The 13,805-nt window shown below is 40.1% G+C and carries 11 protein-coding genes and 4 pseudogenes; 7 read left to right on the forward strand and 8 right to left on the reverse strand.

What is annotated here, in order from left to right:
- Positions 1–118 precede the first annotated feature (118 nt).
- Positions 119–280, reverse strand: coding sequence for an SDR family NAD(P)-dependent oxidoreductase (locus LC574_RS38460; RefSeq protein ID WP_306422083.1), 162 nt, complete (start codon positions 278–280; stop codon positions 119–121).
- Between the two features lie 358 nt (positions 281–638).
- Positions 639–1,030: pseudogene (locus LC574_RS05295) on the reverse strand (transposase family protein); the annotation flags it as partial.
- 262 nt (positions 1,031–1,292) lie between these two features.
- Between LC574_RS05295 and LC574_RS05300 the strand changes: the two are divergent.
- The 3 genes and pseudogenes from LC574_RS05300 to LC574_RS05310 form a co-directional block, all read left to right on the forward strand.
- A pseudogene (locus LC574_RS05300) lies at positions 1,293–1,611 on the forward strand (hypothetical protein); the annotation flags it as partial.
- A 34-nt stretch (positions 1,612–1,645) separates the two neighbouring features.
- Positions 1,646–2,979, forward strand: a pseudogene (locus LC574_RS05305) (ISAzo13 family transposase).
- 208 nt (positions 2,980–3,187) lie between these two features.
- Positions 3,188–3,388 (forward strand): hypothetical protein, encoded by a 201-nt coding sequence (locus tag LC574_RS05310; protein WP_229451833.1) that lies wholly within the window; start codon positions 3,188–3,190, stop codon positions 3,386–3,388.
- Positions 3,389–3,399: 11 nt separating this feature from the next.
- Here the strand turns inward: LC574_RS05310 and LC574_RS05315 are convergent, their stop codons facing one another.
- Together LC574_RS05315 and LC574_RS05320 are read right to left on the reverse strand one after the other, a co-directional pair.
- A complete protein-coding gene (locus LC574_RS05315) occupies positions 3,400–3,642 on the reverse strand; it encodes a hypothetical protein (protein WP_229451834.1) in 243 nt (80 codons plus the stop codon).
- Between the two features lie 54 nt (positions 3,643–3,696).
- Positions 3,697–3,933, reverse strand: a complete 237-nt coding sequence (locus LC574_RS05320) for a hypothetical protein (RefSeq protein ID WP_229451835.1) — start codon at positions 3,931–3,933, stop codon at positions 3,697–3,699.
- Between the two features lie 1,030 nt (positions 3,934–4,963).
- On the opposite strand from LC574_RS05320, the gene LC574_RS05325 reads away from it, so the two are divergent.
- From LC574_RS05325 to LC574_RS05340, 4 genes are all read left to right on the forward strand, one after another.
- Positions 4,964–5,143 carry a hypothetical protein gene (locus LC574_RS05325; RefSeq protein ID WP_229451836.1) on the forward strand — a complete coding sequence of 60 codons (180 nt, stop codon included), beginning with the start codon at positions 4,964–4,966 and terminating at the stop codon, positions 5,141–5,143.
- A 292-nt stretch (positions 5,144–5,435) separates the two neighbouring features.
- Positions 5,436–5,798, forward strand: a complete 363-nt coding sequence (locus LC574_RS05330) for a hypothetical protein (protein WP_229451837.1) — start codon at positions 5,436–5,438, stop codon at positions 5,796–5,798.
- On the forward strand, positions 5,798–6,439 hold the full coding sequence (locus tag LC574_RS05335) for a hypothetical protein (protein ID WP_229451838.1): 642 nt from the start codon (positions 5,798–5,800) through the stop codon (positions 6,437–6,439). The genes LC574_RS05330 and LC574_RS05335 overlap by 1 nt, the downstream gene beginning before the upstream one ends.
- Positions 6,436–6,927, forward strand: coding sequence for a hypothetical protein (locus LC574_RS05340; RefSeq protein ID WP_229451839.1), 492 nt, complete (start codon positions 6,436–6,438; stop codon positions 6,925–6,927). Before LC574_RS05335 ends, LC574_RS05340 begins: the two co-directional genes overlap by 4 nt.
- 411 nt (positions 6,928–7,338) lie before the next feature.
- On the opposite strand, the pseudogene LC574_RS05345 reads toward LC574_RS05340, so the two are convergent.
- The 4 genes and pseudogenes from LC574_RS05345 to LC574_RS05360 form a co-directional block, all read right to left on the reverse strand.
- A pseudogene (locus LC574_RS05345) lies at positions 7,339–8,449 on the reverse strand (DUF4158 domain-containing protein); the annotation flags it as partial.
- Positions 8,450–8,492: 43 nt separating this feature from the next.
- The gene (locus LC574_RS05350; RefSeq protein ID WP_229451840.1) at positions 8,493–9,674 is read right to left on the reverse strand and encodes a phosphopantetheine-binding protein; all 1,182 of its coding nucleotides are present in this window, start codon (positions 9,672–9,674) and stop codon (positions 8,493–8,495) included.
- Entirely contained in the window at positions 9,659–12,409 is a 2,751-nt protein-coding gene (locus tag LC574_RS05355; protein ID WP_229451841.1) for a type I polyketide synthase, read from the reverse strand. The genes LC574_RS05350 and LC574_RS05355 overlap by 16 nt, the downstream gene beginning before the upstream one ends.
- A 541-nt stretch (positions 12,410–12,950) precedes the next feature.
- Positions 12,951–13,637 (reverse strand): peptidylprolyl isomerase, encoded by a 687-nt coding sequence (locus tag LC574_RS05360; protein ID WP_229451842.1) that lies wholly within the window; start codon positions 13,635–13,637, stop codon positions 12,951–12,953.
- Between the last annotated feature and the right edge of the window lie 168 nt (positions 13,638–13,805).

A 13,805-nucleotide genomic window follows, 5' to 3' on the forward strand; every position in this document is an offset into this window, starting at 1 on the left:
CATCAATGTCACAAAGCGACTTTGGGCAACTTTCACAGCCCGCTCAACATTGAGAATACCCAGCTTTTCGCCAATTTCCCAGTGAGGGAGAATATTTGGATTTTGAGGAATGTACTCATCACCCCAAGTTACTCGCTGCTGTTTTAGCCGCATCTAAACTACGAGCTGCTATCAGAATTGTCAATCCATGTTGTCCGAGTTGACGACTCATTTCCAGCCCAAGACCTTTATTTGCACCAGTAATCAAGGCTACTTTGTTCTTTAGTTCGTCCTGCACCATCAATAAGTACTCCTGTGATGAATTTAGATCACATTTCAGAACAAGATGTTTAAGCTGAGTTTAAGTACTGGGTTAATCGTCCCACAAAGTCTAAATATTGAAAACCTAGAAGAAAGGCTAGGTTAAACAGCAAACACTTGTTGGCATAATCATTGACGTGCTTTTGCGATTTGCTCTCGATCCCACTTCATAAAAAAGCCCTGTTTTTGGGCTTTTTTTCATCCCTATTTTTTTGTCGTCAACTCTGCCACTTCCTTTGTGACACCCATCCTGTATGGCTTTGAGTACTTTCAAGTGACACCAAGTTCATAATTTAACCATGCCGCTTTTTGTGACATTCCTTTAATAGCAAGGGTTCTTCCGTGACATCCATCACTACCAAATCTTCTTCAGATGACATTTTCCATAATTCTTTTTTACCAGGCAGACTAAACTTTCTTGACTTAATTAAGATATTTTCAATTTTATACACTATCCGACAGACCGCAGATTCCGAAAGCCCCCAGTCTAATCCAATATGATAATAAGTGCGGTATTCTCCGGAGGCGGAGCGTCTCCGGCTCCGCTCCAGTATTGAATCACCATTAAAACTTGGTCTTCAATAATTAATTTAGGACGACGACCAGATTTCTTTTTCTTTTTCTCATCAGCTTTTACTAACCCAACCATTTCCTGAAAGGTTTGACGACTTACTCCGGTAAGTCGTTTAAATTTCCTTGAAGTAAGCTGCTTGGCTCTCCAAAATTTCACTGCTAATTCAAGTCCCAATCATAAAGAAAGCAAATTTTTAATTATATCACAAAAAACTTTTGCAAGAGTTCTAGTAAGGCTTTTAGATGTCACGGCAGACCTTGCTGCTTTTTCATGCCGCTTTGTGATCCGATGCGGCTGTAAAATATAGATGATGTTTTAACCAAAATTTAGGCGGATCAACCAAAAAAACACCTTAGTTGCGCTCGCAAAACTCTTAGTAATTCCCCGTTGTGTCTATATTTAGATATGGTATTAATTAATGCTCATCTGTGCTGATACCAAAGTTCTTTTTCCACGCTCCCTAGTTTATGCTAGCTATCGTGACAAACCTTTTTGAGCTAGTTCCCTATATGCCAAACGTGCGTCGCATCACACTTTTATCACGTAGGGAAGCAGGCAGTAATATTTATACTGTCAATGAATGGCACGGTGGCAGTGAAATTCCAGCAGCAGCAAGAGTTCTGCTCAGTGAAGATATGCTGTCTTGGACAGAATATAATACCTGGAATCAGGCAGATTTGACAGTTGAATGGCGTATTGAAACTCACGCTTTCACAGAAGCAGTCAAGTGTTCTGGGGACTTCCAGGAAATAAAATATACACTAAATCAAAATGATAATCATTACAAGGGAGGGGAAGGAAGAGGCTGCCAACGGCAGCCTCTTCCTTCCCCTTTTTGTAGTAAATTATGATAATTCGATTTTTGGGTATCCAGAGGTGTCTATACAATTAACGGATTCACTAAAAAACTTGTTGAAGGAAACCGCACAGCTTCTTAAAGGAGCAGCCAAGCGTAAATTTATAGCACAAACAGTTGGGGCATTAGGATATGGAGGACAGTCTGTAGCCCAGCAAGAGTTAGGATGGAATCGCGTAACTATTAGTAAGGGAATTAAAGAATTAACCAATGGGATTACTTGTGTCGATAATTATCGAGGTCGAGGGCGTAAGAAAGCAGAAGAAACCCTGCCAAATCTTTTAGAAGATATCAAAAAGTTGGTTGATGGTCAAAGTCAAATAGACCCAAGCTTTAAAAGCCAAAGGCTCTACACGCGCCTAAGTGCATCTGTTGTTAGGCATCAATTAATTGAGAAATTTGGTTATGGTGATGAAGAATTGCCAACTTCAGAAACAATTCGTATCAAACTAAATGATTTAGGATATCGCCTCAAACGGGTCGCCAAAATTCAACCTCAAAAAAAATTACCGAAACTGACGCAATTTTCGAGCAATTAGCTATAGTTAATCAAGAGGCTTCGGATGATTCAAGTATTTTACGCTTAAGTTTGGATGCGAAAGCTCGTGTAAATATCGGCTCATTTGATCGTGGTGGTAGAAACCGAGTACCAACGGAAACTGATGACCATGACTTCAAACCAAAAACAACTGTGGCTCCTTACGGCATCTTTCTTCCAGAGCTTGACGAGCTATTTTTGTATTTCACAGAATCCAAAGTAACTAGCGATTTTATCGTTGATATTCTAGTGGATTTTTGGAAATCAGAAAGCTGGCGATTTCCTCAAATAAAAACTTTACTTATTAATCAAGATAATGGAGGAGAGAATAGTTCTCGACGTACTCAGTTTATGAAACGTATAGTTGAATTTTCTCAATCACACCAATTAAATATACGTTTAGCTTACTATCCTCCCTATCACAGTAAATATAATCCAATTGAAAGAACTTGGGCTGTATTGGAGAATCATTGGAACGGCAGCATTTTAGATGAGGTTGAAACCGCATTATATTTTGCTAAAACTATGACTTGGAATGGCAACCATCCAGTTGTTAAGTTGGTCACTCAAACTTACTCTACTGGCGTGCGTCTAACTAAAAAAGCTATGCAAGAAATTGAAAATAAAATTGAACGTCTGACTAATTTTACCAAAGATAATTTACCAAATTTAGGTAAATGGTTTATTGATATCTGTTGCCAAGTAACGTAATTTCTAAACTTTTTAAACTTCCAAAATAGTCGAGAGTAATTCTGCTCACTGCATTCAAGAACTCTCTTTGTGCAGACATTTGTCTTGCATATTTATAAGGGGGAGAAAGCGGTTGCCGTCGGCAACCGCTTTCTCCCCCTTATAATGATTATCATTTTGATTAGCTGTATATTTTATTCTCTGGAAGTCCCCTGGCAAAAATCGCTTTTTGCAAGATGGTAATAGTACAGTAATTGAAAGCCGTGGTGAACTAGTGATTGACGCGAAACAAATCAAGGGAGTACCATTCTTCTTCACAAGTAAAATTGCTCATCTCGTTGAAGATTTGTTGGGGAAAAATATACAACCAAACCTCGTAGCAATGAGTGCGGGAGTGCGCCAGTATCTAGAGCAAAATCCATCAGATTGAAAGGCAGCAAGTCAATCTAATGGCAACAATGAAACGTCAGATAAAGAATACTTTTTGAAAGGGTTTTGACGTTTCAGATATATCAGTCCTAATAAATAGCAGCATTCTTTGAGCATGACTTCTCGCTTGTAAGGCTGAACGCCACATATTCTTAGACAGTTACGCCAAGTTCTTTGAGAAATATTCTTACCTAAAATATGTTCACAAGCTGTTTTCACCCAAGCAAGACTGTATGCTTCTTCAATATTGTGCATATTTTGTTGCTCCCTTTATTTCAGCGATGCCCAGGTTCAACCTGGGCGCGTAAATTACTCTTCTTCTCCCTGATTAGCAGTGTCGGAGGAAATTTTCCCTCTCAAACGCTTGTTAATCATTCTCTTGTTACTGCGTTCGACATAAACGCCAAAACCGTTTTCCCAAAATACACGGTGCAGTTCTGATAATTTCCAACCCTCAAAGTCGGCCAGTTCCTCCGCTTCTTCAAATAGTGCTGTTGGCACGTAAAGTTCAATTCTGGTCATTCCCTGTGCTTTCGTTCTAGGCATTGTTGCATCCATACTTAATCACCCAAATTATCAAATGATATTGCTTATGGGACAAGAACCCGACTAATAAATCAACACTCCCTAATTCTTATGTGATATGTAGCTATTATATAAGATATATAGTTGGTGTAGTATGGCATAAGAGACGAAATAATCAAGTAAAAAATGAAAAAGCACCTCGTATAATGAGCAATAAGCTCTTGAGAAAGACCACCCTACTTGCAGTGATTGCTCTAAAGCTTGAATGAAGGATCAGGGGTGCTTTTGCTCACAGACTAACAGTGCGTCTCGTAGAGAGGGACGAGGTTTGTACCTAAATAGCACGCTCGTTAGCTACAAACCTTTAACGTTGTTGAATGAAAGGGTGTAAGTGTGTAGGGATATAAGGGAAAGAATTTGATTTGAAATCAAGATCCAAACAAGTAAGGTGCGTTATGGTTTTCTCCTACAGCCCACACCCCCACACCTTTGCACCTCCGCACCCATTCTTCGTAAGGGTTTCACCTTTATAAGCGTGCCATTGGTTTTACCTTTCAAGAAGCTAAGTGCCTTTTATCAAAACTAAAATTTTTCGACTCGGCTGTAATGCACCGAGGTTTGCTCAAGGCAGAATCAGTAACAGAAGGAGTGACATGAGTTTACTTGAATTCTTGTGTAAATGGGCCAGGGGAGATAGCAGTGAAGAGTGCAGATTAAAAGCAATGCTATGCGGTTTTTTTGAACGTGACCCTAGAACGATAAGAAATTGGATGAGCCGAACACCAAAATACGTGAAATGGGTGCTAGAGAAAATTGATCAGGAATGGGAGGAATCGGGACAAATAAACTACTCAATTTTTTTTAAAAACTAACGGAAATTTTTGTCACTAGTTTGTCATCAAAATGCATTGCCCGTCTTTGGCGGGTTTTTTAGTATGTATTTAACAAGCGTAACATTGTTGCACTTCACTGAAAGTAAAAAGCGGTCGCTTTCTGGTCAAAGTTAGCCAGCCGCTTTTTACCTCGATAAGTCCCATCTGGAAAGAGAATTATGGCACGTAATAACGGATTTGATGCTATTAGAGACGGCCTAGGTAACGATGACCATCAGTTTAATCTGAATGCGGAAAAGCCAAGAGTTTCCTATTATAAAAGCCTTAAAAATGTATTAAAAAATGAACTATTTTACAAATATATTGCTGGCAAGCTGGTACTAATACCTTCAAGATGATCATTGTAGTCTATTAGTATATAGACTAAGATATTTTCCAGCTTCATTAATATTAATTTGCTAAAAAGGGATTTATTTCTAACATTAATTGATTGAGGTGATTGCAACATTGCAGTAATGTAACACCCATGTTGCAAGCATCAATGTTGCAAGCACCTGCAACATTGCACAGCAAATATCGAGCGTTAGCGAACAAAAGAATGTTAAAAACAGTTGTTTTGACGATATTTTTTACTTTTATATGGAGATGTCAGAGTTCTGATGCAACAATATTGCAAGGGCGGATGAAACGATGAATCAGGACAATTTACATGATATCTTGGCACACATAGGAAAAGATCCAAAAATAAATGATGCCTTTTTCGACAATTTGTTATCAAGATCAGAGTGGAGTAATATTCTGGAAATTAACCGTATAACTCTTTGGAGATGGGAGGTAAATATTATAAATAAAATTCCTCCCTTAAAAGCCAGCTATTACGAAACAGGAAAAGGCTGCCGAAGTAACTACCTTGACGGATACCAAAGGTTTTTATCAGCAACTATATTTTTTTTGATGAAGGGTAAGAAGTACGAAGAAGTCAAAAGACTTCTAATTACAAATTTCATGCATTTACGTCGCAAAGATTTTGAACAATGGAGGAAGAAACAATAATGTTTACCAGAAAACAAGTAATCGAATATTTCAGCGATCGCTACAGCGATGTGCAAGTGATAGAAGCACTCCGAATCATGCGTGACCACGGAGCAGATGTTGACCCCGAAGGCGATGAGTTTAGCCCAGATATCACAGAAGAGTTGGAGAAAGTGTTTGAACTTGCTGGTGCAGCAATTAATAACCATTTGCACCTGCCAGCATCAGAACAAGAAGCATCAGCGATTCAGCAAGCAACCAACATGGCGGCTAGTGTTATCCCAAACGTCAATCATCAGATGATGGCGGGAATGATTCGAGTGGTGATGAATGGCGCGGTAGCCCAAGCCAATGCAATAGCAACATTAGAAGCAAAGGTATTTCAGAGGGCGTTAGATCATAGCAGAGGTGCAGTTGCTAACTCTTTCCTTGAGCAAACACAGTACAGCACTGAATATTTGCGTTCGCTTTCTGATAACGATAAGCAAATCAATAAGCTGCTTGCTGGTTATGGTGTGGAAACAGTAGACGTTGATGCCTTTTTGAGCGAAGTAAAATCTCTTGCCCCTCAAGTCAAATCTGATGTACAGAACTTCAAGTCTCTAGCTCCTGCTGATAACACTTTTAGTATTGATGCTTTTTTAGAGGAGATGGGGGAATGAATAGTGCAAGGCTTTGGAGAAAACACAAAACATCAATTGTATTTGGCACGTTAATTGGGGTATCTCTGCTTTATTCCTCTGGTGATATTGCGCGCAATATGGGAGCAGTATCAGACATTAAGCAATCCATTGCTCAAAACTCCAAGCAACAAACAATCCTGGAGCAACAGCTTGAATTTGAACTTGAACTTGCCACAATTGCTGATGCTAGATACAAAACTGGATGTCTGCCGATTGTGGCCACAGTCTACCCTCATAAATACGTGACGATTGTTAAAGGAAAAGTGATCCTAGACCGGATCACACTAAACCCATTGCCCAAAGGAACTGTAGTGTGTGATGCCAATGGTAATACTGGTGTGATTGCTGATGGGGGAAAAGTGGCGGCGATCGCTTTTACTGGCAACAGAGATTTAGTTGCCACTAGGCTTAAACGCTTTCGTGGTGGCACATATAGCCAACCAATTGATTCAGGAGCAAAGCAGTGAATTTTACCTGGCCTAAAAAAGAGAATGGGCAAAAAACTAACCCGTGGTTACGACTTTTGTATTGGGGGTTAGTGATAGCTGGCATCTGGTTTGCATACTTGGCGTAGAGCTGGCGAAGCTGTCATCAAGTGCAAACTAAACCGTTTAGTTTAAAAACAGAGCATAACTATAGATGTTTGTCTTTGAGTCAGGCGATCGCTATCGCTTCTCGTGCAATCATGTTCTCAGGGTAACTGCCCGTCGTTGGCGATACCCAAAAGGCGATGGCACGAAACGACCACCTTCTGGTGATGGCGTAACCGCCCGCAAGGGAGAGCGAGACCTACGGCACACCTGTCGGCGATAAGCTCTTCTTAAGCCTTCGGCTATCGCATTCTTGCTAGAGGTAATAGACATCCCTAAGAAGACAAATTGTTGTTTGTGGATATAACAACGTTTAACGTGTAACAACTCCTGATAACTACTGCCTCCTATTTCATCACTTAAACGTTTTAGTCCTGTATTTGTCCCCAAACCATACAAACATAGTAATAATCGTTTTTGTAAGAGATGAGGGTCTAATACTTCTCTAGTCAATACTGATTTAAAATGTTGAGTAAAATTTACACGTAAATCTGTTTCTTTGAGAACATCTAAGAGACTAGTCATCGGCCAACAGCGATTAATTTCAGTTTTTAAGCGCCATAAATTTATTGGTTCACTTTGAGGTTTAAGAGGTGATAAAGAAATTCGGTGGATACTCAACGACTACACGTTGTTTGTATTGTTGTAAAACTTTAGTTGGTATAGTTGTAAACAAATCAACAGGTAAGTCTAACTGGCGTAAAATTGATAATTTTTTTATTTCTGTTTGAAAACTTTCTACACCAATCCTTCCTGGGTCTAATTTTAATTCGTTCCAGACCGATAACTCTGATGAATCAATATCTAACTGAGATGCTACTGACAATGATTGACTTTCAATATGAGGAGGTTTGAATAAATTATCTATTTGCTCCTTAGTTCGGCTAGACAACTGAGCAACAGTTCTTTGAAAAAATTTATCCTCAAAACTAGAGAGAGCAGAGCGAGTGATACGTTCTAGGCGACTATGAGTAGGTGGTTCAATTTTTAGTTCTCTTAAACGAGATACAGCTGCACTTTCAAGTTGCTCATATTTTAATTCGTAAATTAGTGCTTGTTCGGTTAGCCAGTCTGTTAATTCTTGAGCGTCTGTAATGCTAGCTTCTCGAAATCCAAAAAGTTCTCTAATTTTCTTGCGATAATATTTTATCGACCGTCCTTGCCAATTACAGTCTTGGTAAATACTTGGAGAAATACTGAGTTGTTGTGTCACGTAGTTAACAACTACAGCCGGAATCTCGTGGTCTGATTCTGGAAATCTAGCTTCTAACTGAAAAAACTTGAGTAATAAAGCAAAAACCAAGCGATTTTGAGGGTTTTTATGCACTAATAGCTCTAATTCCTTTGGTAACAGTGTCCAATACTCCACCAGTTCTTCTGCTTGCCAGTTTCGTTTCATTAACTCTCACTTTGATGATACAGAGTATACTCAATACTCTGTACTAAAAAAATTTAGCAGATGTAGATACTGGTACTTGAGGAGATGGACTTGGCTGGGGAACGCAGATTTGAATATACTCAGCAACTTGGCGAAGAGTTGGCTGTTCTGCCAATTCTTTAGGATTGACTTTTGGTACATCTGGAAGTAATTCTTGTATTGCACTGATGATGTCCATCCATTTGACAGCATCGATACCCAAATCTGCGCGTGGGTTTATTTCCCAGTTCAACATCGTTACTGGATAGCCTGTCTTACTACTAATGACTTGCATCAATAACTCAACTCTATCCACCGTTTCAACAGATGCTACTGACTTTGTTTCTGGTGATGAACTCTCAACTTTAGCAGGGGATACTATAGTCAGGGTGTTGTTGACTGAGTTAGTCTGAGGTGCGTCAACAGGTGTGCTAGAAGCCACAGTATTGGCAGGTATCTGAGGAGCAACTGGTGTTTGCTCTAAAGCTAACTCAACCTGCTGAGATTTGATGTTGTTACTTCCTAATAACACACGGTATTGTTGCTGCATCAACTGAAAAAAGGACTGTGAACATTCTGCTTGATTCTTAAGATATTGCTCATGTACTCGCAGAATTTCTGATTGATGGTTACAAAATTGTGTTAAAAGCTTCTCTAGACCAGTGCCTACAATTTGCTCGATATTGGAACGGGAGGGAGAAATAGGTTGCAGCATCTCGTTTGACTCAATGATAGGAATAATGAAGTATGAATCTGTAGAATCGGCAGTGTCAGTTGGTGTGTAAGGGGATGTCACAGTAACAACCTCCGCTGGAATCGTATCTGCGTTGGCATTTGTAGGTTCGAGTTGTTGGGATGAAATCACATTTATGTTGACATCTGTAGATTCTGGTGAAGTTACATTAGTGTTGCTATTTATAACTTCAGCTGAAACAGACTGATTTACGGAATTGTTCTGAAATTGATTCACTAAAGAGTGCTGAATATCTGGTTGTAATTCCGCACGATTAAGGATACTTGGCTGGATTTTGTGACCATCCTGTAAAGCTTTCTCAAAAGTAGCTTTCGTTTTATCGCTGACATAATTACTACCATTAAGAGTGATGCTTACCCGCGAGCCTTTAGCAACTTCAACTTCAGTGGTTTGAGGCTCAAACTGATAGGGATCAATGTCTTGTAAAGACAAACCAGCTATACGCAACTGCATAACCGCTTGCCGCATCTGAGGTCGCTGTCTTTTTCCCGACTGGGATTCAAAGCTATTGCTAGATGCGGGCGATCGCCAAGGGTAGTCTTCACAAAATTAGTCAGAATCTGCCTCGGCCCAATCTCTACAAAGCAATAACCACCTGCTGCATAGAGATTCTCTATTTCTTGCTCAAACAACACTGACTGGAGAAGATGACTTTCTAAAGTTTTTTGAATAATCTCAGGCTTAGTTGAGTAAGCTTCGCCAGTTGTATTGGCATAAACCGGAATCTTTGGACTATTGAAGGCGATCGACCGCACAGCATCGGCAAAGGGTTCGCAAGCATGACTGACAAAACGAGTGTGGAATGCCGCAGATACAGGTAGTAGGGTGACAGCATAACCGCGTTTGCTAAGAATTTGTTGTATAGTGCTGATTTCGGGATTAGCACCCGATAGCACGACCTGATTCGGAGAATTAAAGTTAGCAATATTCAGATGAGACAAACCCCGGATGATTTCTGGGATTTTCCGAATCTCTCCATTCACAGCCAGCATAGTACCAGTATCACAATCAGCGCCATTGTTCGGCTTACTCATTGCTTGACCCCTAGCTTTTACTAGGTAAAAGTAATCTGCGTCGCTTAAAACTCCAGCAGCCCAAAGAGCGGTCAATTCCCCAAAGCTATGCCCTGCGACAAAATCTGCCTTGAACCCAGCCTGTTGTAGAATTTTGTATAAACCTGCACTAAAAGCGCCTATAGCTGGTTGAGCATTTTCAGTTCGTTGCAATGCTTTAGTCTGGCTAGTTTTTTCCTCACTATCAAAGGTCGGATGAGGAAAAACAGTTTGAGAAAGTGGTTGTAAACCATCTTGAATAAATAGGTCGTCCAGAGACTTGTAGGCTTGGCGTAGGGGAGGGAAGTTGATGGCTAATTTACTACCCATATTCAAATACTGAGACCCCTGTCCAGGAAACAAAGCCACTACTTTGCCTTCTAGAGACATACCAGCCTTACGGTAATAGACTCCACGCGGGTGTTCCCAAGATGCTGCTTGCGGTTGTTTTTGGAGCTGATTAATCGCTACTTGTAGCAATTCACCAGCCTCAAGTTGGGATACAGCAATAAACCCTACTCTTGCAGAGGGAATTGGAATATCTGAAGATTTACAAGAGTTAATTAGTTCTTGATAGTATTGATTGCCAGTAGTAGATTCTAACTGTAACTTTGCGGCTTCGCACTTAACTAACAACTGCTCTGGAGTATCAGCCCAAATTAAGACAGACCCAGGAGCGGTGTGTAGACGATAGGTATAGCTCTGCTCTTTGTTATATTCTTCTAGGACTAGATGATAATTTGTGCCCCCAAAACCAAATGAACTCACTCCAGCTCGTCTTGGAGTGTTTGGATCAGACTGAAGCCAGGGCCTAACCTCTGTATTTAAGTAAAATGGGGAGTTTTCCATCCCAAACTTGGGATTCGGTTGGGTAACGTTAATCGTAGGCGGTAGTACCTTGTGATAAATAGCCAGAGCAGCTTTAATCATACTTGCTGATCCCGCAGCCGCTTTGGTGTGTCCAATTTGAGATTTGACACTTCCCAGAGAAATATGCTGTTTGTTAGGGTTGTTCTCGCTAAAAACTTCATTTAAGGCCGTAAACTCACATAAATCACCAGCTGGAGTTCCCGTACCATGAGCTTCAATCAATTCAATACTTGTATAGGGAATGCCTGCATCTTCATAGGCCCGACGTAATGTCTTGACTTGTCCTTCTTTCCGTGGGGCGTAAATACTTTTATATTTACCGTCACTACCAGTGCCGATTCCTTTAATGACTGCATAAATGCGATCGCGATCGCGTTCTGCATCTGCAAGGCGTTTGAGCACCAACATCCCGATACCTTCACCAACCATCATTCCATCCGACTCGGCATCGAAAGGATTCAAAAAGTCCTTTTTAGATGAAGCAGGTGTTTTGCTGAAACACATATAGTTGAAAATCGAGTTATCAGCTTCCACCCCACCAGTGATCATCATGTCGCAACGTCCTTCGAGCAACTCACTGATCGACATTTTGACAGCACTCATCGAACTGGCACAGGCTGCATCCACTACACAGTTCATTCCTCCTAAGTTCAAGCGGTTGGCAATCCGTCCAGCAACCACATTAGCTAGCCAACCTGGAAAAGAATTTTCTTCCCAACCTACATAAGCCAGCTTCATTTTCTGGATAATTTTCTCTGTATCCTCGTCGGATAAGCCACTGCTTTTAAGAACTTTTTGCCAAACAGGATATTGTAATCGACTAGTCAGTGGGGTAATTAATTGCATACATCCCCCAACTACACCTAGAACAACTCCAGTACGTTCCCGACTAAAGTTTCTAGAGTCACCATAACCCGCATCTTCCATCGCCGCTTTCGCCACAACCAGCGAGAGTAACTGAGCAACATCTGTTACTTCCAGAATATTTGGAGGCAGCCCAAACTCCAGAGGGTTAAAATCGATGTCTGGGATGAATCCACCCCGCTTACAGTAGGTCTTATCAGGAGATGTGGGATCTGGGTCGTAGTAGTCGTCTATATTCCAGCGAGAAGTGGGAATATCAGTAATGCAATCGACTTTGCCAATAATATTATCCCAATATTCCTGCAAGTTTTTAGCTTTGGGAAATAAAGCAGACATACCTATAATGGCAATTGGAACTCGTTGCAGTTGACTATGCAATTGTTCTTGATTTTGAGCATTCATATAAGTTATTTATTTTCCTAGAAAACTATTTTGATGCACTTTGATAAACTATTAACAACTCAGTCATAACTAGTTAGATTATGTAGAAGTTACAAAGAAAATTAACTTGTCTAATTTTTCAGAGAATGGGACATTTATCTATACTTTTATAGCAGCTTTAGATGCAATGTAGAACAGGTGTTTTGTCTGTCCTTTGCTTTCCAAAATGGCTTTGGTACAGTTTTACAGTAAAACATGCAACTTTATATGATTGCCTAACCTCTATCTATCTATCAGTTTTATTAGGTAGGTTTTTCTCCGAAAGTTTGATTTTGTTACAAAACTTTACATAAGCTTAAATTTAAACTTGTGTAACAAAAAGCTGAACATCTCCGGTTTCGGCTTTGCGCAGAAAATTATCTGCAATTCAATTCCAGGATTTGAGAACACGACAACCTAAAGTGAAGAGTTTATGACATGAGTATTTTGGTGACTCATGTTATCTTCAGCAACTAGGTGTCACACCTATCCATACGTGGTTACTTCCGAGAATTTTGTTCAGTCATGGTATGATTCCCATCCAGGTTTTTTCCTCCGGTGATAGTTGATTCAGTTGCTGTTGAAACCAAGTTTCAAAATTTTTTTGCAGTAATCGTTGGCGCATAAAATTGTCCAACTGTGCAGTTATAAACTTTTCCACACGTAAAATTACCCATGATTCTCCAAAAGGTACGGGTGGTTGAACTATACCCACTTGCCTTGTGCAAAGTAACTGAGCAAAATTGGGGTTGATAGTACCAAGTTCCACTGGGCCGATGATGCCACTTGTATGAGCTTCTGTCCCTTGAGAATATTCACGTGCTAGTTCAGCAAATGACTGTTCTCCTTCTGTAATTCGGAAAAATAGCTCGTTAGCAGTTCCTCTGTTTTCAGTCCGAATTAAAGAATAAATGACCTGATCAAAATTCCTTTTGTATTTGAGAAAGTAAGATTCTAGTTGATGTCCCCAAGTTATTTGCTTGAACTTTTCAACTCTGAGCTTTCGGGTTGCGAAAAGTTCTAATTGTTCTTGAGTCAGACAGTAACGTAAACACCAATCTTGAATTTTTTGCTCCGTTGTCAAATTCCAATGCTGATAAAATTGCTTTAGAGCATGAGATGTTTCTGCTTGTGTACAGGTGATTGGTGCGATCGCAGATTCGATAATGCTCTTAGATAACAATTGCCCAATCAGGTTGTAACTAGCCAAAAAGGGGATAATTTCTGTAGGTAAGACCGAGATGCAGCTACGCCCGTCGTAGACATCGCTTTTGCTCTAATTTAATAAACTATTCTGACTCGGAAAATTCCCCAATTCTGCTGTATTAACTTTGATTTTGCGGGGAGCATCCCAATGCAAGCAAATTTACCAAGATGA

This window comes from Nostoc sp. CHAB 5715 (genome assembly GCF_020829685.1).
Classification (GTDB): domain Bacteria; phylum Cyanobacteriota; class Cyanobacteriia; order Cyanobacteriales; family Nostocaceae; genus Nostoc.